At 63.2% G+C, this 26976-nt stretch carries 13 protein-coding genes and 4 pseudogenes; 4 read left to right on the top strand and 13 right to left on the bottom strand.

Annotation, left to right across the window (positions count from 1 at the left end):
• Positions 1 to 14: 14 nt before the first annotated feature.
• The 4 genes from PQB87_RS07065 to wecB form a co-directional block, all read right to left on the bottom strand.
• Positions 15 to 782 carry a class II aldolase/adducin family protein gene (locus PQB87_RS07065; protein ID WP_059649344.1) on the bottom strand — a complete coding sequence of 256 codons (768 nt, stop codon included), beginning with the start codon at positions 780 to 782 and terminating at the stop codon, positions 15 to 17.
• Positions 783 to 850: 68 nt separating this feature from the next.
• Positions 851 to 3175 (bottom strand): xanthine dehydrogenase family protein molybdopterin-binding subunit, encoded by a 2325-nt coding sequence (locus PQB87_RS07060; protein ID WP_489242732.1) that lies wholly within the window; start codon positions 3173 to 3175, stop codon positions 851 to 853.
• Positions 3172 to 3633: a (2Fe-2S)-binding protein gene (locus PQB87_RS07055; RefSeq protein WP_021157241.1), complete on the bottom strand. Its 462-nt coding sequence runs from the start codon at positions 3631 to 3633 to the stop codon at positions 3172 to 3174. Before PQB87_RS07055 ends, PQB87_RS07060 begins: the two co-directional genes overlap by 4 nt.
• Positions 3634 to 4240: 607 nt before the next feature.
• Positions 4241 to 5458: a non-hydrolyzing UDP-N-acetylglucosamine 2-epimerase gene (gene wecB, locus PQB87_RS07050; protein WP_059682121.1), complete on the bottom strand. Its 1218-nt coding sequence runs from the start codon at positions 5456 to 5458 to the stop codon at positions 4241 to 4243.
• Positions 5459 to 6780: 1322 nt separating this feature from the next.
• Here wecB and PQB87_RS07045 point away from each other — a divergent pair.
• The gene (locus PQB87_RS07045) at positions 6781 to 7869 is read left to right on the top strand and encodes a hypothetical protein (protein ID WP_249452337.1); all 1089 of its coding nucleotides are present in this window, start codon (positions 6781 to 6783) and stop codon (positions 7867 to 7869) included.
• 49 nt (positions 7870 to 7918) lie between these two features.
• On the top strand, positions 7919 to 9736 hold the full coding sequence (gene glmS, locus PQB87_RS07040) for a glutamine--fructose-6-phosphate transaminase (isomerizing) (RefSeq protein ID WP_059682118.1): 1818 nt from the start codon (positions 7919 to 7921) through the stop codon (positions 9734 to 9736).
• 214 nt (positions 9737 to 9950) lie between these two features.
• Here glmS and PQB87_RS07035 read toward each other — a convergent pair whose 3' ends face one another.
• On the bottom strand, positions 9951 to 10883 hold the full coding sequence (locus PQB87_RS07035; RefSeq protein WP_059590014.1) for a LysR family transcriptional regulator: 933 nt from the start codon (positions 10881 to 10883) through the stop codon (positions 9951 to 9953).
• A 68-nt stretch (positions 10884 to 10951) separates the two neighbouring features.
• Here PQB87_RS07035 and PQB87_RS07030 point away from each other — a divergent pair, with 68 nt between their 5' ends.
• Positions 10952 to 11728: an SDR family oxidoreductase gene (locus PQB87_RS07030; RefSeq protein ID WP_059682116.1), complete on the top strand. Its 777-nt coding sequence runs from the start codon at positions 10952 to 10954 to the stop codon at positions 11726 to 11728.
• Positions 11721 to 12131, top strand: coding sequence for a GlcG/HbpS family heme-binding protein (locus PQB87_RS07025; RefSeq protein ID WP_059682113.1), 411 nt, complete (start codon positions 11721 to 11723; stop codon positions 12129 to 12131). Before PQB87_RS07030 ends, PQB87_RS07025 begins: the two co-directional genes overlap by 8 nt.
• A gap of 107 nt (positions 12132 to 12238) precedes the next feature.
• Here the strand turns inward: PQB87_RS07025 and PQB87_RS07020 are convergent.
• The 8 genes and pseudogenes from PQB87_RS07020 to cdiA-2 all read right to left on the bottom strand — a co-directional run.
• A pseudogene (locus PQB87_RS07020) lies at positions 12239 to 12430 on the bottom strand (IS3-like element ISBcen23 family transposase); the annotation flags it as partial.
• 115 nt (positions 12431 to 12545) lie between these two features.
• Positions 12546 to 14306 (bottom strand): ShlB/FhaC/HecB family hemolysin secretion/activation protein, encoded by a 1761-nt coding sequence (locus PQB87_RS07015; RefSeq protein ID WP_489242731.1) that lies wholly within the window; start codon positions 14304 to 14306, stop codon positions 12546 to 12548.
• A 105-nt stretch (positions 14307 to 14411) separates the two neighbouring features.
• Positions 14412 to 14739, bottom strand: a pseudogene (locus tag PQB87_RS07010) (hypothetical protein).
• A 42-nt stretch (positions 14740 to 14781) separates the two neighbouring features.
• Complete coding sequence (locus PQB87_RS07005; protein ID WP_133295620.1) at positions 14782 to 15138, bottom strand: hypothetical protein; 357 nt, start codon at positions 15136 to 15138, stop codon at positions 14782 to 14784.
• A 736-nt stretch (positions 15139 to 15874) separates the two neighbouring features.
• A pseudogene (locus tag PQB87_RS07000) lies at positions 15875 to 17024 on the bottom strand (cell surface protein); the annotation flags it as partial.
• Positions 17023 to 17299, bottom strand: a pseudogene (locus PQB87_RS06995) (ShlB/FhaC/HecB family hemolysin secretion/activation protein); the annotation flags it as partial. The pseudogenes PQB87_RS07000 and PQB87_RS06995, both read right to left, overlap by 2 nt.
• A gap of 66 nt (positions 17300 to 17365) precedes the next feature.
• Positions 17366 to 17776 carry a hypothetical protein gene (locus PQB87_RS06990; protein ID WP_133295619.1) on the bottom strand — a complete coding sequence of 137 codons (411 nt, stop codon included), beginning with the start codon at positions 17774 to 17776 and terminating at the stop codon, positions 17366 to 17368.
• Positions 17773 to 26904 carry a tRNA nuclease effector CdiA-2 gene (gene cdiA-2, locus PQB87_RS06985; RefSeq protein ID WP_489242730.1) on the bottom strand — a complete coding sequence of 3044 codons (9132 nt, stop codon included), beginning with the start codon at positions 26902 to 26904 and terminating at the stop codon, positions 17773 to 17775. The genes PQB87_RS06990 and cdiA-2 overlap by 4 nt, the downstream gene beginning before the upstream one ends.
• Positions 26905 to 26976: the final 72 nt, after the last annotated feature.

The following is a 26976-nucleotide window of genomic DNA, read 5'->3' as shown; positions in this document are numbered from 1 at the left end:
CAACGACGGATGAGCTAGTCGGCGTACCCCGGATTGCGTCGATCGAGCCGGCGCAGCAGCCCGGGCCAGACGAGCGCGCCGGCCCCCATGCCGCGCGTCACCGCGGCGATCTGCTGCTTGATGCCGTCGAGAATCGGCTGTGCGATCGGCAACAGCGCGGTGCCGCCGGCCTGCGCGCGCACCTGGATCATGCAGGCCGCTTCGAAGAAATACATCGCGACGAACGCGTCTGCCGGCGTCGCCCCGACGGTCAGCAGGCCGTGGTTGCGCAGCATCAGGTTCGTGTGGGCGCCGAGGTCGCGCACGAGGCGCGCCTTTTCGCCTTCGTTGAGCGCAATGCCCTCGTAGTCGTGATAGCCGAGCGACGCCAGCACGCCGAGCGACTGCTGCGACAGCGGCAGCAACCCGCCCTCCTGCGCCGACACGGCGACGCCGTTGATCGAATGCGTATGCATCACGCACAGCGCGTCGTCGCGGGCCGCGTGCACCGCGCTGTGGATGGTGAAGCCGGCCGGGTTGATCTCGTACGGCGATTCGGACACCTTGCGTCCTTCGAGATCCACCTTCACCAGCGACGATGCCGTGATCTCGTCGAACATCATGCCGTACGGGTTGATCAGGAAATGATGCTCCGGGCCGGGGACGCGCGCGGAAATATGGGTGAACACGAGATCGTCCCAGCCGAACAGCGCGGTGAGGCGGTAAGCCGCCGCCAGGTTGACTCGCGCGTCCCATTCGGTCGGGGAAACTGCCTGCTTCACGCTGATATCGGATGAGGCCACGTCGACACTCCTTGTTCAAGGATGGATGCGTACCGGGCCGCACGATACGGCCCGGCCCGGGGATTGCGTCACCCCGCGCGGGGCTTCGCGAGCTGATCGGCAACCGGCAGGCTGCGGATGCGCGTGCCGGTCGCCGCGAAGATCGCATTGGTCAGCGCGGGCGCGACGGGCGGCAGGCCCGGCTCGCCCACGCCGCCGAGCGGTGTCGCGAAATCGTCGGGCGCGACGAGATGCACGCGGATTTCACGCGGCGCCTCGTTCATTCTCAGCACCTGGAAACCGTTGAAGTTGCTCTGCTCCGGATGGCCGTCCTTGAACGTGATCTCGCCGTGCAGCGCGATGCCCAGCCCCATCACCACCGCCCCCTCGAGCTGCGAGCGTACGCGCTCCGGATTGACCTGCGGCCCGCAGTCGATCGCGATGTCGACCCGCGGCACCGTGATCTTGCCGTCGGCATCGACCTGCACCTCGCACACCGCCGCCGTATACGACACGAAGCTGCGATGCGCGGCGATCCCGAGCCCGCGCCCCTTCGGCAGCCTGCGCCCCCAGCCCGCCTCGCGCGCGACCGTCTCGACCACGCGCCGCAGCCGCCCGGTGTCGACCGGATACAGCGCCGGGTCCTCGCCGTAGTTCACGTTCTTCACCGTGATGTGCGGCTCGAAACGCCGCGCGGGCCCGATCAGTTCGAGCAGGAAATCCTTCGGGTCGCGGCCGGCCGCGTGCGCCAGCTCCGACACGAAACTCTGGATTCCGAACGCATGCGGGATGTTGTAGACCGAGCGGAACCAGCCGATCCGCGTGTGCGCCTGCGCGGCCGGATTCTCGATCCGCACGTTCGGGATCGCGAACGGCAGGTCCGCGATCCCCTGCGCGAGCTCGCCCGGCTGCTCGTGCACGATGCCGGCCCTGAAGGTCGACTGGATCGACGGCGCAACCGTGCGATGCTGCCACGCGACCACTTTCCCCGACGCATCGATCCCGCCGTCGAACGCTTCGAGCGACACGGCATGGAAGTAGTCGTGCGCGAGGTCATCCTCGCGCGTGAACGTCAGCTTGACGGGCGCGCCGACCGCCTTCGACAGCAGCGCCGCCTCCACCACGTAGTCGGGCTTCGACTTGCGGCCGAAACCGCCGCCGAGCAGCGTCACGTTGACCGTCACGCGCTCGCCCGGCAACCCGAGCGCCTTCGCGACCTCGTCGCGCGTGGTCTGCGGCGCCTGCGTGCAGGTCCACACTTCGCATTGGTCGTCCGCCACGCGCGCGACGGCCGCGGGCGGCTCCATCGTCGCGTGCGCGAGATGCGGGATGTAGTAGGTCGCACGCACGCGTTTCGCGGCGCCGGCCAGCGCCGCCGCCGCGTCGCCGTCGTTGCGGATCACGTCGCCCGGTTGGGCCGCAGCCGCTTCGAGCGTCTTCCGATACGCGGCCGAGTCGTAGTTCGCATTGGGCCCGTGCTTCCAGTCGATCTTGAGTTGCGCGCGTGCCTGGATCGCCGTCCACGTGTCGCGCGCGACGACGGCCACGCCGCCGAGCGGCTGGAAGCCGGACGGCAGCGGCGTCGGCGCGAGCGGCACGACCTTGACGACACCCGGCAGCTTCTCCGCCGCCGACGCGTCGAACGACGCCATCGTGTCCCCGTAGGCCGGCGGGCGCGCGACGACCGCGTACAGCATGCCGTCGAGCCGCGTGTCGATCCCGTAGTGCGCGCGGCCGGCGACGATGTCGCGTCCGTCGATCAACGCCGTTTCGCCCTTGCCGATATAGCGGAATTCGGCTGGCGCTTTCAGCGGCACCGTCGCCGGATCGGGTGCCGGCAACGCGGCCGCTTTCGCCGCCAGTTCGCCGAAGCCGAGCTTGCGTCCGCTCTTCGTGTCGACGACCTCATGCACGGTTGCCCTGACCTGCCGCGCATCGACGCCCCACGCCGCGGCGGCAGCCTGTTCGAGCATCGTGCGCGCCGCCGCGCCCGCGCGGCGCAACGCGGCGAAGCTCTGGCGCAAGCTGCGCGAGCCGTCGGTGTTCTGGTTGCCGTAGCGCGGCTCGTCGCCGACGGCCTGCGCGACCTTCACGCGCGCCCAGTCCGCGCCCAGCTCGTCCGCCACCACGAGCGCGACGCTCGTGCGCACGCCCTGCCCCATCTCGGAGCGGATGCAGGTCACGGTGACCGTGCCGTCGGGTGCGATCGCGACGAACAGGTGCGGATCGTCGCGCAACCCGTGCGGCATTCCCGCGCCGCCGTATCGCGGATCTGCACTGACGGGCGGCTGGTTCGGCACGGCCGCGCGCACGAGCGACGGCACGCCGAACGCGAGCAGCAACCCGCCGGACGCAAAGCCGAGCAGCAGCGCGCGGCGGCTTTCGTTATGGACGGAGAGTTCGGGGGCGCTCATGCGGCACCTCCGCGGCGCACGGCCAGGCGGATCGCCGCGCGTATGCGCGTGTAGGTGCCGCAGCGACAGATGTTGCCGGACATCGCATCGTCGATGTCGGCGTCGGTCGGATGGGGATTCGTCTTCAGCAACGACGCGGCCTGCATGATCTGCCCGGACTGGCAGTAGCCGCACTGCGCGACGTTCAGTTCCTGCCACGCCTGCTGCAGCGGATGGGTCAGATCGGTCGACAGGCCCTCGATCGTCGTCACGCGCTTGCCGGAAGCGGCCGCGACCGGGGTGATGCACGACCGGATCGCGACGCCGTCGACGTGCACGGTGCACGCGCCGCACAGTGCCATCCCGCAGCCGAACTTGGTGCCGGTATGGCCGAGAACATCGCGCAGATACCAGAGCAACGGCATGTCGGGATTGCCGTCGAAGTGCTGCTCGCTACCGTTGACGGTCAGCGTGATCATCGTTCACCTCCTGGTTGCGATGCCCGCTTCGGGCAGGCATCGGGTGGGGATTCGAACGGCGCGGCGCACATTCCGAACAACCAGGCAGGGCGCCGTGTCGTGGGCCGTGTTGCCTGCAGGCACGGCCCGGCGGATGCTGCAAACGATGCTGCGGCCCGGTTGCCTGCGCAACGTGGCAACGAATTCCCGGCCGCTCGCTCGTCCGCATGGATCGCCGATCCGCATTATCGAACCATTTCGGATTTGCCGTCGGATCGCGGGGATTCGGGCGTTTCAGGTAATCGGAGCGGGAAATTTGCCCGGAGATGGCGGGCCGCGACCGGTCACGCTTGCCGGAGAGGCGGGCGGGTGATTCTCAGGTTTCGATGTTTCGATACGCGGCCGCAGGCGGTTCGCTCACGTTCTCGCGCGGCGACTGCCCACGTTCGCCGGGCGCTTCGGTGCCGCGGTAGCAAAGCCGGATGACCAGACCCGCCCTGTGCAATCAGCGGGCCGAGAAACCGGAAATGATCGATCGCGCAAACGCAAACGTCCGGCCGGCCTCCCGGCCGGACCGGATCATCCCGCGATTGCAACGAGCGGTTCGGACGCTAGCGCGCCGCGATGCTCACCGCGACCTCAACGCCTGCAACCCCAGCGTGAGCGCGTTGAACGGCATTTCCGCCGTCCCCATCGAAAAGCTCGTCACCTTCGAGGGTACCCCCGGATTACGCATCAGCGCATGAACGATCCGCTCGCTCGCATGACCGTCGCCGTACGGATTGCTCGCGCGCGCCATTTCCCCGTAAGCGCTCTCGCTGTCGAACAGCCGCGAGGCTTCCCACACGATCCGCTCCTGATCGGTACCGACGAGCCGCGCGGTACCGGCCTGGATCGCCTCGGGCCGCTCCGTCGTCTCGCGCGTGACGAGCACCGGCTTGCCCAGCGCGGGCCCTTCTTCCTGAATGCCGCCCGAATCGGTGATGATGAAATGCGCGCGCGACATCAGGAATACGAACGACAGATATTCCTGCGGCTCGATCAGATAGATGTTCGGCATGTTACCGAGCCGGGCGCGCGCCGGCTCCCGCACGTTCGGATTCATGTGCAGCGGATAGACGAACTGGGCGTCGGGGTAACGCTTCGCGAGCGTGCACAGCGCATCGCAGAAATTCTGGAACGGCTCGCCGAAACTTTCACGGCGATGGCCCGTGATCAGCACCACGCGCCGCGACGGCTCGAGAAACGGAAACTGTCCGGCGACCTTCTCCGTCAGCGCCGTCGTGCAGTCGAGCATGCGCTTGACCTCGTGCAGCGCATCGATCACGGTATTGCCGGTCAGCACGACCGCCCCGCCCGGCACGCCCTCGCTGAGCAGGTTGTCGCGTGCCTGCCCGGTCGGCGCGAAATGCCACGACGATACGGCGTCGGTCACGCGGCGGTTCAACTCCTCCGGCCACGGCGACCAGATGTCGCCGCTACGCAGGCCAGCCTCCACATGCCCGACCGGCAAATAACGGTAGAACGCCGCCAGACTGACCGCGAGCGTGGTCGTCGTATCGCCGTGCACCAGCACGACGTCCGGGCGCAACTCGTCGAAGACGACGCCGATTGCCTGCAGAATGCCGGTCGTCACGTCGGTCAGCGTCTGGCTTTGCCGCATCACGTTGAGATCGTAGTCGGGCTTGATGTCGAACAGCGTCAGCACCTGATCGAGCATTTCGCGGTGCTGTGCGGTCACGCATACCCTGGCGTCGACACCCGCCTGTGCTTTTAATGCACGCACCAGCGGTGCCATCTTGATGGCCTCCGGCCGAGTCCCGAACACAAGCAAAATCTTTTTCATCGTTATCCTCGTAGACCCATATCGCGCTGAATGACCCTGCTCGCGGCGCGAAGCATGTAATCAGACGGCACCTTCCGTACTCGCACGCGATCGACACGCTGCTGTGTCGCGAAGCGAGCGCGCCGCCCTGTCCACGTGGTCTGCGCCACGCGAATCGTCGTACTACCGGCGTCTCGTTGCACTTGATCAGTCACGTCATGAGTCGTTCCTCGCTTGGCCAGGCGTCACGTCCGTTCGTCACGTCCCCTCCACTACAGCAATATTCAAACCAGTCGCACTCGGGCCGTGTCCGGTTCGCACCGCATGCACCGCGCACACGCGGCGCACGATGAAATGTTTCACAACTGCTACGTGTGCCGCGTCGACCGTCAAGCGCGATACAGGCAAAAATCCGGGCAGTTTCATGACCCCTTCAACGGCGTCGTCCGACGAATCGAGGACGCGTGTCGCGCATTCGTTTCGTATCGGATCTCACGGATCTGTCGAAGCGCGTTGCGTTTACTCGATCCGCCACTTTTGTCTGTGCAGCGGACGGCACCATCGGCCGCTCGGCCGCGCTCCCGCACGAGGGATTTACCCGGCATGCAACGTCCTTCACGTCGCACGAATCGATGCATGCGAAATGTTGCGAATGTGTAACGCTGGTCCGGAACGGGGCAGATACATCGACACGCGGTCCATGCAGCGCATGCAGCTGCATGAATCGCACGGGCACCCCGGCCGATGCGCACACAACGAACGACACAGCGCGCATCACCGCGCAAAGTCACGCTGCCGGCGCAGCACACGTTCGACAGACAATTCGCTGGACGCATCGAATGTGCGGGCTGCAATCCTGGTCGCGCGCGGGCAATCGGCCTGCACGCAGGCTGATTCTTCGATGAATCAAAATCCGCCGCCACCGTCCGCGCCACGCCCCCGGCCTTCGTCCCTGCCCCTTGCTGCGCGCGGCATCGCGGCAGATGGCTCACGCCTTGCTTAATGACAGTCAGGTGGACCTCGAAGCACGCGCCAGACAGCGGACGAACGGGGACGCCGAAGCAACGAAGCCGGGAGGAAACGCGGCGCGTCCGCCGGGAGCGAAAAACCAGCGCTCCCGCGCACCGCACGTGCCGACGTGTCCCGTTGCAATTCGCGATCCGCGAGCCAGGTTCAGGCTCCGATGCAGGGAACTGCCTCGTGGACGCACATCCCGGTACGAGCCTCGGGTTCACCCGCATTACCGTGAACCGAGCCGCAACGTCGACACGCTTGCCGGGCGCGACGCGGCCAACGCCGCGCCCGGCGACGATTGCACAGGACCCCGCGCAGGAGCCCAGGACATGAAACGGCCCGCGCTTTCCCCGACCGCACGCTCGCACGTCGCGGCCACCATCGCGCTGTGCCGCCTGTGGCACGTCGCCTGCTGTCTCGCCGCGTGCGGCTTCGCACTGCACGCGAGCGCCGCCGAACTCCGGCTCGAAGGGCTGTACCAGCGCACCGACGGTGCGATCACCGTGCGCCTGAACGGCGTCGGCATCGATCCGTATTTCGCGGCAAAAGCGCTGCTCGCCGCGTCCGACGCGCAACTCGACGCCCGTCAGGCCGCACTCGCGTGGATCGCATGGTTGCTGCCGCGCCAGCGCCCGGATGGCGGCTTCGATCGCTACTGCGTGAAAGACGGCCGCTACCGCTCATGCGCCGAAGCGGAAACCGACGACGCGATGATGGCGACCTGGATCGAATTGCTTGCCCGCTTCGCGCCGCCCGGCGGCTTGCCCGCTGCGTGGGAACTCAGCCTGAACCGCGCCGCCATGCATCTGGAGACGCTGCTCGACAAGCCCTCCGGCGTGTATCAGATCTCGTCCTCGCTGCACGTCGCGCTGCTGATGGACAACGTCGAGGTACACAGCGCGTTCCAGGCACTCGAGGCGTACTACGTCCGGCGCGCCGACTACACGCATGCGGGCCCGTGGAGCCTGCGCGCCGACCAGCTTGCCTCCGCGATCCTGAAGGTGTTCTGGCGCGGCACGGCATCCGGTTTTCGCGCCAGCACGCAGCAGGTCAGCGATGCGAGTTTTTACCCGGCGAAGATCGCGCAGATCCTCCCGCTCCTGTCCGGTATTCAGGTTCCCGAACAATCCGGCGAGGCGATCTATGCACGGTGGATTCGGAAGTACGGCAAGAGCTGGCCGCAACTTGCCAACACCGACTACCCGTGGAGCCTGATCGCGCTGGTCGCGGTCAAGATGAACGATTGGAGCACGGTTGCCTGCTGGCAAGCGCGATCGGGGCCATACCGGCACGGCGCGCACTGGAACGTACTGGAGGAGTCGCTTTATCTGGCATTCGAAAGCCGGATGGCCGATCCCGTCATACCCGCTCGATGCGGGCTCACGACGGCGGCGGCAACGGCAACCGCATCGCGCTGACGCAACGGCGCGTGCGGTCCATGATGGCTAAACGGGAAGGAGACGTGTCATGTGTGGCATCGTCGGCGCAGTCGCGCAACGGGACATCGTCCCGATTCTGATTGAAGGTTTGCGTCGCCTCGAATATCGCGGCTACGATTCATGCGGCGTGGCGACGGTCGTCGACGGCCAGGCGCGCCGCGAGCGCAGCGTGTCGCGCGTCGCCGATCTCGACGCGCACGTGCGCACCGCCGGCCTGACCGGCAGCACCGGCATCGCGCACACGCGCTGGGCGACGCACGGCGCGCCGGCCACCTGCAACGCGCATCCGATCTTCTCGCGCGACGAAATCGCGCTCGTGCATAACGGCATCATCGAGAACCATGAAACGTTGCGCAAGCAACTTTCCGACGCGCACTACGAATTCGACGGCCAGACCGACACCGAGGTCGTCGCGCACCTGATCCACAGCAAGTATCGCGGCGACCTGCTCGCCGCCGTGCGCGCGGCAACGTCACAACTTCACGGTGCGTACGCGATCGCCGTGTTCAGCAAGCACGAGCCGCAGCGGCTGATCGGCGCACGGGTCGGCTCGCCGCTCGTCGTCGGCGTGACGGATGGCGAATGCTTTCTTGCATCCGATGCGCTCGCGCTCGCCGGCATCACCGACCGCTTCATCTTTCTCGAGGAAGGCGACATCGTCGAGTTGACGCCGGGCGGCGTGCGCATACTCGATCGCGGCGGCGCACCGGTCGAGCGCGCGGTACAGACCATTTCGTCCGCGCAGGCCGCGGTCGAACTCGGGCCGTACCGGCATTTCATGCAGAAGGAGATATTCGAGCAGCCGCAGGCCGTGGCCGCGACCATCCCGGATGCGGGGCTGTTCGATCCGGCCGTATTCGGCCCCGACGCCGCGCGCGCATTCGAGCAGATCGACAACGTGCTGATTCTCGCGTGCGGCACGAGCCACTACTCCGGCCTGACCGCGCGCCGCTGGCTCGAAACGATCGCGCGCTTGCCGGCCCAGGTCGAGATCGCGAGTGAATACCGTTACAGCGACGCGCTCGCGATGCCGAATACGCTGGTGGTAAGCGTGTCGCAATCCGGCGAGACCGCCGACACGCTCGCCGCGCTGAAGTATGCGCAGGCGCTCGGCCATATCGATACGCTGGCGATCTGCAACGTGCCGACCAGCGCGATGATGCGGCAGGCAGGACTGCGCTTCCTGACGCGGGCCGGCCCGGAAATCGGCGTCGCGTCGACCAAGGCGTTCACGACGCAGCTCGTCGCGCTGTTCATTCTCGCCGTCACGCTCGGGCGGCTGCGCGGCTACGTCGACGATGCGCAGCTCGCGCGCTACACGATGCAATTGCGGCGGCTGCCCGGCGCGCTCGAGGACGTGCTTGGGCTCGAGCCGCAGATCGAGCGCTGGGCGGCGGAATTCTCGCAGCACGAGAATGCGCTGTTCCTCGGGCGCGGGCTTCACTACCCGATCGCGCTCGAAGGTGCGTTGAAGCTGAAGGAGATTTCGTACATCCATGCGGAGGCGTATCCCGCGGGTGAGCTCAAGCACGGGCCGCTCGCGCTCGTGACGCACACGATGCCTGTCGCGACGATCGCGCCGAACGATGCGCTGCTCGAGAAGCTGAAGTCGAACATGCAGGAAGTGCGGGCGCGCGGCGGGCAGCTTTACGTGTTCGCCGACGCCGATACGCGGATCGACAACAGCGAAGGCGTGTCGGTGCTGCGGATGCCGGATTATTACGGGTTGTTGTCGCCGATCCTGCACGTCGTGCCGCTGCAGCTGCTCGCGTATCACGCGGCGTGTTTGCGCGGCGCGGATATCGACAAGCCGAGGAATCTGGCGAAATCGGTTACGGTGGAGTGACGGGGGGTGGGTACCGCGGGCGGACTGGTGAAGGTCTGCAAGTGCCGAGACTGGCCCGCCCTACACGACTCGAACGTGTGACTGCGTTTGGCGACTTCCAGTCTCCCGGACTCGGTCCGGACGAACCATCGATACAACCTGTTGAAGCTTCACAGTTGACCGGCGGTATCGTGCGACTGCCGCGAATACGAAGCCGGCCTTGCCATGCAAAAACTCAACTGCGCACCTGCTCGCCCTTGATAAAGGCAATCAGGGCGCGCAGAGCCTGCGAAACATGGCGATGACCCGGATAGTAAAGACACAGCCCCGGAAAAGGCGGACACCAGTCGTCAAGAACGCGTTCGAGCCGCCGGTCACGCAAGGCTTCGATGACGAGGTGGTCGGGGACAAAGGCGATGCCGATGCCATCCACGGCAGCGTCGACCATCAGCGGTTGGTCCGTCAGAGTAAGCGGACCCGAAACATCGATGGTCTCGCTGACGCCGCGTCGCTCGAATTCCCACTGGTAGATCGCCCCGCTCTCGAAGCGAAAGCGAATACAGTCGTGTCGATAAAGATCGTGCGGCGTAATGGGACGTCCATGTTCAGCGAAATACGCGGGCGACGCGACTGCTGCGAAACGAACGTTGCCCATGAGCGGAACGGCCACCATGTCCTGCGGCACGGCCTCGGCCAGTCGGATGCCCGCGTCGAATCCCGCTGCAACGATGTCACCGAGGCGGCCGTCGCTCACGACGTCGAGATGCACGTCCGGATACGACTTCAGGAAGCTTGCCAGGATGGGACGCAGGATGAGGCGGATTGCGCCTTCGCTTGCATTGATGCGCACGGTTCCGCTGGGAGCCACGCGTAGATCGTCGACTTCGCGCATCGCTTCGTCAATGATCGAAACCGCCGGCCGGAGTTTGGCTGCCAGACGCTCGCCGGCCTCGGTGAGCGAGGTGCTGCGAGTCGTTCGATTCAGGAGCCGGACGCCCAGACGGCGCTCGAGCGCTTTTACCGAATGACTGACCGCTGACGGCGTGATCTCGAGTTCGGTCGCTGCTGCGCGAAAGCTTCGTCGTGTTGCAACGGCCAGGAACACGGTGAAAGAGAAAAAATCGACGTTCCTTGATTGGTGAGCAACTCTCATCGTGTCATCAAGCATTGGTGATCTTGTTTTGATACTAGGGGCTCCCTACACTGGGTGCAACCATTTCAGTCAAGGAGCGCAAGATGTCTCGAAAGATATTGATCACGGGTGCCAGTTCAGGTTTTGGTCGTGGTGCGGCAATTGAACTTGCGCGCCTTGGCCACCATGTCGTGGCGACGGCCGAGACGTGGCCGCAGGTTCGCAGCCTGCGTGCGGACGCAGCCGAGGCCGGTGTGGTGCTCGAGGTGATCAAGCTGAATCTGCTCGACGCGATCGACATCGCTCACGCAGGCTCGTTCGATCCCGATGTCCTGGTGCTGAACGCCGGCGTCATGGAAGGCGGATCGATCGTCGACATCCCGATGCAGCGCGTTCGGGAGTCCTTCGAAATCAACGTCTTCGGCCATCTTCAACTGGTACAGGCGATCGTGCCGAAGATGGTGGCACGCAGGTCCGGAAAAGTCGTATGGACCTCGTCGATGGGGGGCATTCTGGTTGTCCCGTTTGTTGGTGCCTACTGCGCGACCAAGCATGCGATCGAGGCCATCGCCGGGTCGATGAAAGCGGAACTCGAACCCTTTGGCGTCAAAGTCGCGACCGTGAATCCAGGCGTTTTCGGTACCGGATTCAACGACACTGGCGCCGAGAGCTACGTGCAGTGGTACGACGCCGATTCCGCCGTTGTGCCGATGCCGGATTTCGGCGACAGCCTGATGAACCAGGCGGACCCCAAGGAGATGATCGACGCCATGGTCGAGATCATTCCGGCCGATACGCATTTGTATCGAACCATGCGCCCGTTAGCGACGATTGACGCCGCGAAGCAGTGGCAAGAGACGGAGTGGACGCAAAATGCCTGAGCTCACGTTGGAGCGCGCGGATCGGATCGTGGCCCAGGGGCGTGCCGCAGCCCAGGACGCGGGACTCAATGCCGTGTTTGCAATTCTGGATGCGGGTGCGCACCTGGTCACTTTCTCGCGGATGGACGGGGCATGGCTTGCGTCGAATGAACTGTCGATAGCGAAGGCCCGGGCGTCGGTGATGTTCCGGGCGCCGAGCGAAGCGCTCAATGTTCCGTGGCAAGCGGGCCAGCCAGTTCCACACTTCGATCACATCCATGCAGGCGGGCTGTTGCTGATGGGGGGAGGAGTGCCTCTCGTGGATGGCGATGGCCAGCTGATCGGCGCACTCGGCGTGTCCGGCGGTACGCCCGAGCAAGATGCGGCACTCGCTCGGGCTGCGATTGCCCGTGCGCTGGAATAGGCGCGATTCGGATATCCCGGCTACCGCGTCGGATCCGTGGTGACACATCTCGGTTTCGTCGGCAGTGACCTGCGGCGGAATTTTGTAGCCAGTCAGGCGGCGAGTCTCTCGACGAACCCGTTTTGCCACGGACTGCCCGGTGCGATGAAGGCCGGACCGCTGGCAGCATCTCGCAGCCAGCGCATAACCTTGGCAGCGGTAAATTCGGCGCCGTTGCCAGACCGAATGAACGCGGGCTCGCCGTACAGCCGCATCAGTCCCGACGGCGTCAGGATAACGTCCTGCGACCGCAGGCTGGCCCATCGAGCGTCAGAAGCGTAAGCCCCCGTTCGGCGGCAACCTCGACCAGACGGGCATATGCAACATCGGGCTTGCGACGTGTACGTGTCGGAGAAGTACCTTGTCTCATTGTCTTCAGAATTGAGCAGTCACCTGAAAACCGAGCGTCACTCGAGCAGTCGGAAAACCCGACGGCTTGTAGACGGGCGTACCCGCGAAGAGATCGTAGCCGTATCCGCCGAACCGAGTCGTGACACTGCCCTTGACGCCAATCACTGCACCGGCGAGTTGCGTGCCAACCAAGGCAACCGGCTCTGGGCCCCAGACCCGACCGTAGTCGAGACCAGCATAGGCCGACAGCCCGGTCTGCGCGATGGGAACCTGCAATTCGTTGCGCCAGTAGAACCCGCGCGATCCCGCCAGTAGCGTTTCACCGTCGAATCCCCGCACGGTATAACGACTGCCGATCGTGATGCTATCGAGGTATGAAACCGTGTTGCCGGTGTACTGACCATGCAAGGTCGTCACATATTTGAACGGCTGCGCACCGATGACGAACGGTGTCGACAGATTCGCATCGAGCACGACCATCTTGAATCTGTAAGTCTGCCCCCCCTCCGCCGCGAACATGCTGTCGGTCGAGCCGAGCCAGCCCAAGCCCTGACGATAAGCAAGCGAGCCGTCGAACTGCGACGAGCCGAAATAGTGCCGGTCGTTCAGCCCGAATTCGAGAAAGGTTGCATTCTGGTGCGATGACGGAATCGTCGTACCTTCGATGTAGCTGTCGCCGAAACGGCGCGTGAGGCGAACCTGCGCGCCGAACACATCGTTTCGGTTGCGCATCAACACGCGATTAAGCCAGAAGTCGACCGTCTTCATGTTGCCGCTGGCAACAAACGTCTGGTTTACTGCGGCGAGCGGCTGAAAATAAGTGCTGGTATAGGCCGACAGGGTACCGGTCCAGTATCCCCAAGGAATCGAGTAAAACGCATTCCAGCCGTGCGAACCGAAGCGCTTGTCGCCGAATTCTAGGTCCTGGTTGAAACCGACGTTGAAAATGTCGTTCAGGCCCAGCGGATTGTCGATGCCAAGCGATACGTTGCCTTGCAGTTTGCCTGTTGCGCGCGTGCCCGAGTTGTCGATAGATGCGACAACGGTCCATGGTTTGCCGCGCTTCACGTCGAGCACGACATCACTTTCGCCAGGCATGTCGCCCGGTGCGATCCGCATCGACACATCCTGGCTTGAAACGCGCTTCATCTGCTCAAGCCCTTGTTCGATGTCGCGCAGGTTCAACACGTCGCCGTCGCGAGTCGGGAATGCGGTCTTCCACGTGCCGCGCAACTTATCGTCCTCGAAGCGCACGTGGCGAATCACGCCCGGAATCAGGGCAAGCTTCAATGTGCCGGTGGACAAATCCTGCTCAGGCACGAGTACACGGGTCGTGATGTAGCCGCGTGCGAGGATGGCTTGCGATAGTCCCTTTACGATCAGGTCGACGCCTTGCTTACCTACGCATTGGCCGGCGTAGTGCGCAAGCCAGTCGCGCGCAAAGGCGAAGCGATCCATCGGCAAGGCTGACGCGCCTTGCGCCTTTGATGCGGCCGGTAGAGAGTCGGGCACGTCGAGCGCGAAATGATCGATTCGAAAGCACGGTGTTTCGGTCGGCAATACCGGATAGGCTTCCGGGCGCGGCACGTCCGAGCGCACGCCCGGCGCTTGCACGGTGGCTTCTCGCTGCAGCGCATCACGGCGCTGCTGAGCTTGCTGATTCTGCTCGGCGTTCGCGCGGGCAGCGGCGGCCTGGTCACTGGGAGACGGCGCCTGTTGTGCTTGCGCAGCAAGCGTGATCAGAGTAGTGATTGGTAAAACCGCCAGCCGTCTGGTCGTTTTCATTTAATTATGTTTTGAATTGACGGGAATAGACAACAAACATCTCCGTTATCGATACAACACTGATCATCAATCCGCATCAGCGCCTCACCATGACTGAGGTTTAAGTCAATTCCCCGAAACTTCGAGCCGCGCATCCTGCCGCAACTTCTCAATCAATTGATCCCATACATTCTCGTATAGAGGAAATGATTCCTCAGCCTGAGAAGCGGCTCTAGCCCGCATCACAGTCGCCATAAAAATTGACAGCCCGCTAGAGTTCAACGATTCCGTTGAGATAAAGCTCACCCCCCTCTTCCATAGGAAGGTAAACCTCATCCTTAATCCACATGTCGGACGGGTGAAATTGATCACCGATTCGACTGACAAAATAATCCAATTGACTCGTACTCACCTGAACGCGAACGTCTTTAGAAATAGTTATCGATCCCGCCATTTCGACCTCATTTGATCAGAAGTGAAATCAACAAATTTAAATTCACAAATCAAATCTCGCAATAACATCGCGAACCTCTTCCTCTCTTTCAGAGAATTCATCCCCAAAGGCCAGCAATGTCACCTTCAATGCATTTCGAAACGCATGGGCGTCAAAGATACTTTCAGATGGCTCAATTCCACTCACATCGGGATCAGCCCACACCTTGTACCCCCCAGGGTGATCTGCGTCTGGGATATGGTCTATTTCCCATCCAGGATCGCCCCCCAATCCCCCATTAGGCTGCAATATCAGAGTGAGCCAACGATCCAGTGGCACTGACTGTGCGACCACCCATGTAAGAACCCAATATAGTAGTTGCTCTGGTCCTTCAACTTCATGCGCATGACCCCACTTCATTTCACACCTCCTATCGGATATGCGGTAGGAACCGACGGAGGCGAACCCGATGTCACTTTGATAGGCACCGCGAACTCAATCCCGTTCACAACCACTTTTTGGCTCGTACTTCCCGTTAGTTGATACTGTACCAAAGCCTTATTTGCCGCCTCACTAGCCATATTCGGCATATCCGGGTATACAGCGGGATCGTAAATCGTCTTCGTAGCTGGTTTTTTGGCACCCGGAAGCTGATACTGAACCTCGTAGATTCCCGGGCCAGTCTGATTTTTAGAAATCACCGCACCACCTGCATCTTGGAGAGCTGATTCAAAATTTACTGCGTCGTGCCCGCCCGAGAGTTGCTTGCCCGACGGCAATGGATTAACTAAGTGATCGGCCAAGTCAGAGCGGACCGTACCACGACCGGCGAAGTCAGCATCCGGCAGTAGTCTATCTGCAGTACCAAGAACGCGCGTTCCAGTTTGAGCGTCGGCCGCACCGACAGCCGCATCAACTGCACCAGCCGTACCGCCTTTGCCGGCGAGACCCAGCGTCGCCAAGACAGGTGTCCAGAACTCCGTGTCGGGGCCGATCGACGTTCCCGACTTATACGGTTTCTTCAACCCGTCGAGGGAAACGTATCCCGGATCACCAGGCGACGCGAATGGCCCGCCGTTCGGAATATTGACGATCACGCCCGCGACGTTGACCATTCCGTTCCAGACACCGGCCTTGGCATCCGACGCCATCGCAGCAGTCCGATTGAGCAGCCCCTGCAGTCCCGCGATTGTCGCTCGGTCGTCCGTTTTTTGGGGGTCGTTGCCTGCATTGTAGAGCTCGACGTTCGAGGCCATCGCCGCGCCCGCACTGCCGCCCACCAGTGCACCACCGACTGTCGCCGCGACGTTCGCAGCAATATTGCCGGCCAGCGACGAACCGGTCGAATCGCCGACCGACTTGCTGATCCTCTCTGCCTGCCCAGCCAGCAGCGACGACATGCCGGCCCCCGCTGCGCCGCCGATTGCCGTGAGCGCACTGCCGCCGCCGAGCCCGCCGATAAGCGCACCACCGCCCATCTGCAATTCCGCACGCGACGCCCCGCCCTCGTCCCAGCTCTTCGCCTGGTCAATGTACGACTGCATCGCAACAAGGTCGCCGCGCTCGTAAGCGGCCTTGGCCGCGTCGATCGCATCCTTGCGCTTGCCGTCAGCGTACAACCCGATCCCCTGCGAAATCGTCTGTCCGGCCGCCTGCGCCGCGTTCATCGTATCGGCCTGCTGCGACAACGTCTTTTGCACATCGGGCGTCTTCGAAACGGTCCCGTTCAGGTTCGTCGCATCGCGATTCAGGTTCGCGACGTCCTGCGTCTGCTCGCCCGGCTTCGTGATGTAGATCGTGCCGGCGCTCACCGCGCTCTTCGTCGTCGCGCTCTGATCGCCGCTGTCGTTCTGGAACACCATCGGCGTGACGCCGCCCGCGCCCGACACCGACGACGGTCCGACTGCCTTGGTGCTCACCCCGACCGATGCACCGGCACTGAAACCCGCGCTGTTCGCGCTGTAGTGCGAGTGGTTTTCGATGTCGCTCGTCGTCAACGTGCTGGTCGTCAGGGTGTTTTTCGACGGATCGGCCGTGCTGCCGATATACGCGCCCTTCAGGTCTGTGTTGCCCTTCACGGTCACATCGAACCCGCCTGCGTCCGCCTGGATACCGGCCTGCTCGTTCACGCCCGCATAGTTGCCGTCCGCGTGGCCGTTCTGCGCACTGAAGCTGGCCCCGCCACCGGTCTGGCTGATCGTGAAGCCGCCGCCCGCGCTCGACTGATGCGCAGCGCTCACGGTCGCCTCCTGAGCGCTCGCGACGTTCAGGTTACCGCCCACATCGGCCACGACCTTGTTCGCGTTCGACGCCTTGCTTACCGACGCATTGGCCGGCGTAGTGCGCAAGCCAATCGCGCGCAAAGGTGAAGCGATCCATCGGCAAGGCTGACGCGCCTTGCGCCTTTGACGCGGCCGGTAACGAGTCGGGCACGTCGAGTGCGAAATGATCAATTCGAAAGCACGGTGTTTCGGTCGCCAATACCGGATAGGCTTCCGGGCGAGGCACGTCCAAGCGCACGCCCGGCTGCGGCCTGGTCGTTCGGAGTGGGGGCCTGTTGTGCCCGTGCGGCGAACGGAATGACGACGAAAAGTGACCAAAACGCAAACCTCCTCACAATTCCCCTTTTAAGATTGGTCACTTCTGTTCAGGAATATTTCCGACCAACTTCAGCCAGCAATTTTTCCTTGAATTCATCAGGAGAGAATTCATGCCCGGAACACAGATATCCCGCATCGTCGTAAATTTTCCCGCCTGTCACCAACGCGATTGCAGAAACAACAATGGCCGAAAACAATGCATCCCCTCGACTCTCGATCGAGCATGCGTAGGGACAGTCATTAACCATTCGTTGCCCCGGCGGCCATTCGATTACGTTGATCCAACACCATTCGCCTTCTCGCTGCCCCTGTGCGTATAGGGCTGTGCTGGAGTCTCCGTAATTCCTCGGCGTAATGATTGGGCGTGACCGCCCAAGCTCCCAAAAATAATCTTCGACGCACCTCACCAATTGGTCATCAGTGAGACGCTCTTTCATATCTATCAAAGAACTCTTCATTTGCGTCCTCCGGGCGGAGTGGCGATCGTAGATTTTGTCAAACTAACCCAACCGTTAAGGGTCTTGATAACAATATTGTTGACCGCCCCTTCATTCAAGACATTGGAAATTGGGGTGCCTGGCTGAGCCCATTTGGTTACATCTTGAACGTTGACGCCAGCTCTTGTGGCGTCCACATAGATATTTCCAACTTCCCCGGCCTTGCTCATTTGATTCGCTCCGGTCACGATATTTCTCTGAACAGCATTCATTCCATTCCCGGTCACACTCTTCAGACTTGCAGGAACTCCATCTATCCAGCCATCAATACCTGGATAGTTGTTGGTTGGCGCACCGACAAATTTACCCCCCTGCATTGCAACAATGTCATTTGCTTGCGATATCTCGGTGGGGTTCATTGCATTTGCAACTACGACGCCGGGCTTAGCAGCCGGCAGTAGCGCTGTAGCCTTCGCGCCTCCCGTAGCCTTGCCGCCGGCCAATGCACCCGCCACAGACGTGAACGGCACAACAGTCAGCCCATCCTCTTGCCGTTGGGTCAGATTGACTTGACCGACCATCGCTTTCTCTTTCTGCAGTTGCTTCTGCAGATCAGCGATTTCCTTCTGATCCTCGCCTCGGTTCTTGTCTTCCTTGGCATTGTAAAGATCGACGTTCGATGCGGCGGCGGCTCCTGCGCTGCCGCCGACCAGTGCGCCGCCGACCGTTGCCACGACGTTCGCAGCAATATTGCCGACCAGCGACGAGCCGGTCGTGTCGCCCACCGATTTGCTGATCTTCTCGGCCTGGTTCGCCAACAGTGACGACGTGCCGGCTCCCGCTGCGCCGCCGATCGCCGTGAGCGCGCTGCCGCCGCCGAGCCCGCCGATCAGCGCACCGCCAGTTGCTTGCAAGCCCGCGCGCGACGCCCCGCCCTCATCCCAGCTCTTCGCCTGGTCGATGTAAGACTGCATCGCAACAAGGTCGCCTCGCTCGTAGGCGGCCTTGGCCGCATCGATCGCATCCTTTCGCTTGCCATCGGCGTACAGGCCGATCCCCTGCGAAATCGTCTGTCCGGCCGCCTGCGCGGCGTTCATCGTGTCGGCTTGCTGCGACAGCGTTTTCTGAACGTCGGGCGTCTTCGAAACGGTCCCGTTCAGGTTCGTCGCATCGCGGTTCAGGTTCGCGACGTCCTGCGTCTGCTCGCCCGGCTTCGTGATGTTGATCGTGCCGGCGCTCACCGCGCTCTTCGTCGTCGCGCTCTGATCGCCGCTGTCGTTCTGGAACACCATCGGCGTGACGCCGCCCGCGCCCGACACCGACGACGGACCCACTGCCTTGTTGCTCGGCCCGACCGATGCACCCGCGCTAAAGCCCGCGCTGTTCGCGCTGTAGTGCGAGTGGTTCTCGATGTCGCTCGTCGTGAGCGTGCCAGTCGTCAGACTGTTCTTCGACGGATCGGCCGTGCTGCCGATATACGCGCCCTTCAGATCGGTATTGCCCTTCACGGTCACGTCGAACCCGCCCGAACCGGCCTGGATACCTGCCTGTTCGTTCACGCCCGCATAGTTACCGTCCGCGTGGCCGTTTTGCGCACTGAAACTCCCGCCGACGCCGCCAGCCTGACTGATCGTGACGCCGCCGCCCGCGCTCGACTGATGCGCGGCGCTCACGGTCGTATCCTGGACGCTCGCGACGTTCAAGTTGCCGCCCACGTCGGCCAGGACCTTGTTCGCGTTCACGTTCGCGCCGATCACGTTCGTGTCGCCGCCGCTCACGATGGTCGCGGTCTGGCTGGCGTTGATGTGCGTGTTGTTCTGGATCGCCGCGTCCGAATTGCCGTCGCCGTGCGCGCGCTGCATCGACGCGGACACACCGATGCCGTTCGTGCCGATCGACACACCGACGCTCGACCCCGACGACGAGTTCGAGCTTTGCGTCTTGTCGGTATCGGTCGTGTTGACGAGATTGACCTGATTGTTCGCGACCAGCGCCACGTTGGCCGCGTTCACGTTCGAGCCTGCGATCGTGATGTTGCCGTCCTTCGGCGTGCCGTTGCCCGTCGCCACCAGCTTGGCGTTCCCGCCCGCGTTGATGCTTGAGCCCCGCTGAATCGTCTGGTCTTCCGACGACTGCATGGAACTATGGCTCGAACCAACGCTGACCTGCACACCAATGCTTGGGGCCTGCGATCCCTTCGCGCCATCCAGCAGCTTTGCGGCACCCATGCCGCCGAATGCCACGTTCCCGGCCGCCGCGATGCCATGCAACGCCGACGCGCGCCCGTTGCTGTCCTTCGCCGATTCGCGCGCGGCCTGCGTCTCGCTGATCGCGTTGTTGATTGCGTCACCCACCGAGCCCGACAGGCCGACAGTCAGCCCGCTCTTGCTGGTCTGCTGTTGTTGTGCCTGATGCGTGGTATCGGTGGCCGAATCGATCACGATGTTTGCGGCCGTCCCGGTCACGTCCTTGCCCGCGACCAGATCGCTGCCTTTCACGTGCAGCGTATTGCCCGCATTGACGGTCAGATTGCCGTCGACCGAGCCGACCGTGCTGGCGTTGTTCGTCACGCTGGACGATTGATTCTGTTGCGCGAGCTTGCTGTTGCCGACCGAGAACGACAGACCACCGCCCGACATCAGGCCCGAGTGCTGTTCCTGATAGGTGGTCGACGATTGGCTGGTGTCCTGCGACGTCGTTATGTTCACGTCGTGCGCCGCGTTCAGCGCCACATCGTGCGTACCGACGACCGTACTACCCTGGACGTTGATGTCCTTACCGCTGCCGATCGACACGCCGTCCGCCGAAATCAGGCTGCCGTTCGCGACGGTGCTGGTCGCGTCCTGACTGCTGGCGATTTTCGTGCCGCTCACGACGCCGCTACGGCTATGCGTCTCGCGTGAGTTGTACACGTGCGTTTCGGTCGCGGCCCCGACATTCACATCGCCGGCCGCCAGCAGGTTCGCATCGCCTTTCTTCAGGTCGATCGTGCTGCCGATGACATTGATGTCCTTGCCCGACCCCACATTCAGCGTATCGCCGCCCTTGACGGTCGTGCCCGTCAGCGTCTGGTCCGACCCATGCCGGGTTTCCGCATAGCTGCGATTCCCTTGGTCGCCCGAGCTGTTAGCGTTGATGGTCGACGTGGTGCTCGCCGCACCGAAGGTCACGTTACCCTTGGCCGCGACCGTGCCGCCCAGGCCGAAGTCGAGCTGCGCACCTTGCGCCGTCAAGTCACCGCCCACACCGATGGCCGACTTGCCGCCGACGTTCACGGTGCTGCCGGTCGCGCTGTTGAGGTCCGTATCCGACACCCCGTTCGCGCGCTGCACGACCTTGTGCTCGCCGGTCTGCTGCACGCCAAGATTCCAGTTCCCGCCGATGTTGGCGTTCAGGTTCCCGCCGACGTTCAGGTTGCCCGCGTTCTGCTGGAAGTCGCCGCCGGTCTTGATCGACGCGTCGCCAGCCACGTTCAGGTTCGCAGCCGGCCCGAGCGTCGTCTTGTCGCTCGTCGCGCCGTCGCGGCTGACCTGGTGCGTCGTCTGCGTCGCGGTATCCAGAATCAGCTTGTTGCCCGCGTTCAGGTCGAGGCTACCGGCCTTTACATTGGCCGAGGTGAGATCCACGTTGCCTGTCGTGTCGAGCGACATCAAGCCGCCGCTTTGCAGCGCACCGAACGCGTTGTCGATCTGCTTGCCCTGAAGCGCGAGCGTCTTGTCCGCCTTCACGGTCCCGCTGTTCGTGAAGACCTGCGTGTTCTTCAAATCGATATTGCCGGCCGTGATCAGCGGGCCGTTCGTGTTCTGCTGATCCGCCTTCGCCAGATACACGACCGGTACCAATACCTGCTGGCCGCCGACCGTCTCCGTCTGCATGATGATCACGTTGCTCGTGAGCGCGGCCACCTGCTGCGCCGACAGGCTCATGCCGAGCGGCAAGTTCAGCGACTTCGACAATTCAGCGCCCGCGAGCATCAGCGACTGATACATGCCCTGAAGGTCCGTGTACGGCCCCAATACCGCCTTACCCGTCAGTTGCGTGACTTGGTTGCGTACGAGCTGCTGCTCGTAGAACCCGTCACCAAGGCGCTTTTCGGTCGTCAGCGGATTCACGCCGATCTGGTTCAGGTAATAGTCGCTCGACAGGAAATTGTTCATCCGAGTGAACGCGGGGTTCGTCTCGATCAGGTACGTCGGGTTCGGGGCAGGATTCGGCCGGTACAGGCCGCCTTGCGGAATCGTCAGGTTATTCAGCACGTTCACGGCCGTCGCGCTCGCGATCACCGGGTCGATCCAGGTAGGCGTACCGCCCTTGATCGCGGCGGCTCCCGATTGTGTACCGCTCGCGTTGCCGCTGACCGTGCCGATCGTCAGCCCCGGCACGGCCTGACCGGGCAACAGCCCCAGCGACGGAATGGTCGCATTGGCCGCCGTGTTGTTCACGCTCACGCCGTTGCCCGAGATCGTGCCGTTTACGCCCCACGTCGAGCGATAGTCGGGCAAGCTGTATTGCTTCACATCGGCCGGCGCGGCTTGCGTATAGCCACCCGGCCCGCCGACGAACGGCTTGTCGCCGAACGGCAAGGTCCAGTTGTGTTCCGAGTTGTCGTAGTTGTTGTAGTGGTAGTAGCCGGAATACGTGACCGTCACGCCCGGCGCTTGCTGGCCCGTCGCGCCCCAGCCGTCCATATCGAGACTCGCGGGCTGCTTGATGTTGCCGACCGCCGTCACGCTGCTCCAGTAGTTCTGGAATGTCTTGACCGTCGACGCGTCCAGATCGCCGCCCGACGCGATCTGCGCGCCTGGGCTCAGTTTCGTCACGGTGTTGGCGACCGCCTTGCCCTCATAAGTCGTGTACTGATAACCGCTGTTCCACTGACCACCGTTCGGCGGTACCGTGAAGACTCCGCCCGGCTGCAATTTGAGCGCGGCGATGATGGGCGCGGGATCGTAATCGGGGTAATTCGGATCGTGGAACAGGTTGATCCAGTGCACGTCCTGACCACTACAGGCCGCGATGTAGTAAGCGGCGCACCCCGACATGCTGATGCCGAGCTGTTGCAGCAGTGCCGGATCGACCTGGGTCGTATCGCCCGAGGTCTGCATCACGCGCCGCGTATTCGTGACCTCGTCGGCGTGCAGTTCCATCGAACCGCCCGATTGGATCGCCGCCGACGAATTGTTGATCAACGCCGCGTTCGTATAGTTGCCGCTCGAATCCTTGCCCCCCGCCAAAGCCACTTTGCCGAGCCCGAAGATCGTCGCGGTCGGCATCGAATCGCCCAGCGTCGTGTCGTCGCGGTTCTCGATGTCGTGCGCGAGAATTTCGAGCAGGCCCGACGTGTCCGATGCGCCGATCAGCGCGACAGGGCCGAGGTTCGACACCGTGCCGCTTGCCTGGATGGCGACGCTGCCGCCGACCATTGCGCCATAGTTCGTCAGGTCGCCCGAATGCGTACTGAGCAGGCTGCCGGCCGTCATCGCGCCCGTGTTGACGATGTTGCCGGCGTTGACCGTCAGGTTGTGGACCGATTGCAGGTTCGCGCTGTTGGCGAACGTGCCCGGCAACGTGAACGTCAGATCACGACCGATGTTGAATTGTGTCTGCGGCGTGGCCGTGAAGTCGCCCTGCAGGTTGATCGTCGCATCGCGCGCCGCGCTGTATGCGCCGCCGCCGAGCAGCGTGGAAGCCGCTACCGACAGGTCACGCGTTGAGGTGATCGACCCGTTGGTATTCGTCACCGCGCCCGACATCGCGACGTTCACGTCGCCCGTGGCGTTCGCGACGTTGCCGATCTGTCCTCCGGAGTTGTCCAGCGTATTGCCTTGAATCAGCAGGTTCGCGCCCATCAACTGGCCGCCCTGCGTGTTCGAGATCGAAGCCGCACCGATTGTCACGTCGCCCTGACCGGTCATCTGCCCCATGCCGTCGACACCGCCCGCGTGACTGTTCACGATCTGGCTGCCGCCTTGAACATTCATCTTGCCGGTGCCGAAGTCGTGCACCGCGCCATCGGTGTTGTCGATCGACGCGGCCTGAATCGACAGCGTGCTCATATCGCCTGCCGTGCCCGCCTCGATGTGCCCTTGCTGGTTCGACAGCGCCCCGTTGCTGACGATCGACAGCGCCGCGTTCGAGCGCATCAGCCCCTGAGCGTTGTTCATCGCCCCGGCGATCGTGGCTGCGAGCCCCAGTTTCGCAGCGATGACGCCGCTACCATTGTCCAGACTGCCGGCCTTCACGATGGCCTGTCCGTTGGAGCCGATCGTGCCGCCGATATTTCTCAAGTCCCCCGCACCGTTGCCGGGCATGAGCGTCAGCGTGCCGGTGCCGCCGTGCGTGATGGTGCCCTTCGAGTTGTCCAGGGTGGCCGGCGCGAGCGTCAGGTCCGTGCTGTTGGTCTGGATGACGCCGCCGTTCGAATTGTCCAGCGTGCCAGAAACAGCAAGTGTCGTCGGACCGCTCTGCCATTGCGAAATGCGACCGCCCTGGTTTTTCAGGTTCGCGGCCGTCAACACAAGCTGATTGGCTTCGATGTCGCCGTTCTGGCTATTGTCGATCAAGCCGGCGACAGTGGCCGTCAGCGTGGGGGAGACGATCTTGCCGTTCAGATTCGAGAGCGAGGCGCTTTGAATCGTCGTCGCTGCCGTCTTTGAGCCGAGTTCACCGCCGTCGTTGACCAGTGCGCCACCTGCGGTCACGTCGACGTTGGCGTTCGACGTGAGCTTGCCGCCCAGATTCGTAATCGAGTCGGCGGCGTTGACGCTCAGGCCCGTTTGGCCGGACGCCGAACCGGCCGAGTTGTCGATCGTCTTGCCTTGCAGGACGGTTCGGCCGTTGCTGGCGATGGAGCCCGCTTTGTTGCTGACGGAGCCTGAAGCGTTACCAACCGTCAGCGTGCCCGTGCCGACGTGTGTGATCGTACCGCCGTTGTCGTTGATCAGCGCCGCAGGCGTGATCGACAAGTCCGTGCTGCGCGACTGGATCAGACCGTTGTTCGAGTTGTCCAGCGTGTCGGTGATCGCGACCGTCATCGGGCCGGTGCCGGTCTGCGTGACCGTACCGCCATGGTTCAGCAGCGTCGAACCGTTCAGCGAGACCGACACCGCATTGACCGTGCCTTGGGAGTTGTCCAGCGTCGCGCCGTTCATCACGGCGCTTTGACCCTCAACCCGGCCGCCGGCATTCGAAAAATGATTGCCGGCGTCGACGGTGGTGGCCTGTCCGGCGTGCAGCGCGCCATTACCGTTGTCGACGCTCTGGCCGATCACGTGCAGGTTCACGTCGGCCGACATCGAGCCGCTGTTCGTGACCGTGTTCCCCTGTACGGTCACGTCGCCCTTGCCGCCGATGACGCCGCCCGGATCGCCGCTCACGTTCGCGCCGGCCGCGTTCGTGAGTGCGCCGGTTGCCGTCACCGACAGGCCGTCTGCGTTCAGGGAAATCAGCCGGCCTGCCGAATTGTCGACCGATGCGCCAGCAATCGTTTGCTTGCCCGCGCTTTGAATCAGCCCTGCATTGTTTTGGACCGCACTCCCGCGAACGTCGGCCGTGCTTTGGGAACTCAGCATGCCGTTTTGGTTCGACACGGTGCCGGCCATCTGCACCGCCAGCGGGCCTTGCGAATTGGCACGGCCGCCCTGATTCGACAGGTTGCCGCCGCCAAGCGTCATACCCGCGCCGCTGGACAGATTGCCCCGGTCATTGGTGACCGTGCCACTCGCCTGTGCGCTCACGGCGCCCTTGGCGCTGGCGGTCGAGCCAGTCAGGTTCACATCGCCCGCCGTCGCCGTGAGCGCGAGGTTGCCGTTGGCGGCCGTTGCGCTGTTCGACAGATCGACACCGCTACCGGTGAAGGCTGCGTTGCCAGCCGCGCTGTTGGTCCCCGTCGCGGTCAACTGGCCGCTGCTCGTGACGTTCAGATCGCCGCTCGTGCCGACCGTGCTGTCGACGTTGATGCCTGCGCCGAGCGTGCCCGTCGAGTTGAGACTGCCGACGTTAGCGGTCAGGTTTTGTTGGGCGGTCAGCGCGCCGCTGTTGGTCAGATCAGCAGCGCCAGTGTTGACCGTGACCGATTGCTTGCCATACGTGACGCCGCTGTTCTGAATGCCACCCGAGGCCGACAGCGACATGTTGCCGGCCGCATTGGTGTGGCCCGAGAGCACGAGACGACCGTTTGCCTGCAGCGTCAGATCACCCGCCTGTGCCGCGATGTCGCCCGCGTTCGCAACACCGACTCCATTCTCGGAACTCACGAGAAACACCCTGTTCGCGTACATACCACCGAGCTGGCTAACATCGATCGCGATGGTGGGCGCTGCGCCGCTGCCTGCGATCGGCGCGGCGCTCAGCGTGTCGTAGTCGACCTGGTTCGAACCAGCCACCACGTTCAGGTTCTTCGCGTAAGCCTTGGCGTTGATCTGTACGGCGCGGGCCAACAAATCCACCTGATCGACATTGGCCGTGTCGAGCCCCGCGCCGACAACCGAAATCAAGCCCTGGTTGACGCTGAAACCGGTGAGCGACCCGTCAGGCCCGAAGTTCGGATTGCCGGTTGTCAGCGTGGCTCTGCTCGTATTGATGAAGCCGCCACCATCGACGACCAAGCCGGCCTGATTCGCGATCACGAGTTGCGCGGCTGCGCCCCCGATCTCGACTTTGCCGCGAATAAGGCTCGGGTTGTTGCTGTTGACCTGATTGACGATCAGACGTGCCGCGTCGCCGGCCTGAAAATTGGGGTTGCCGCCGATAATGCCGCCCAGTTGAGTCTGGACGTTGATCGGCGAGTTATTGAGAATAATCCCGGGTTTGGGCACGTCGAACTGGTTGTACGTGTTCATCGACACACCCGACGAGCCGGGGCGGTTGATGTTCACCTGTTGAAGTCCGTTCTGTGTCTGAATCACGGACGGGGCGTGCGCGCCGCCCGCAACAACCTGGGCATTGGCCCATATCGGCATCACACCGGCCGCAATCAGTACGGCGAGTGCCACATGACGAAGCGTGAAGCTTGCGAATACGTGCGGCGAACAAACGGCGAAACCGATTTCACCCCTTCCTGCGTTACCTGATGCATTGGCGGTTTCTCCCACCGCAACCAACATACCGCGCACGCGGCTGAATACCAGCCGATAATGGTTTTTATTCATGATCTTGGTCTACTCGCGATTCGTCCGATCCGCTCTCACGGGCCTCGAACATCGCACGGAATCTAATAGAAC

Source organism: Burkholderia sp. KL41, assembly GCF_057005415.2.
The sequence above is the reverse complement of the archived record's forward strand: the minus strand, read 5'-3'. Positions and strand labels throughout refer to the sequence as shown.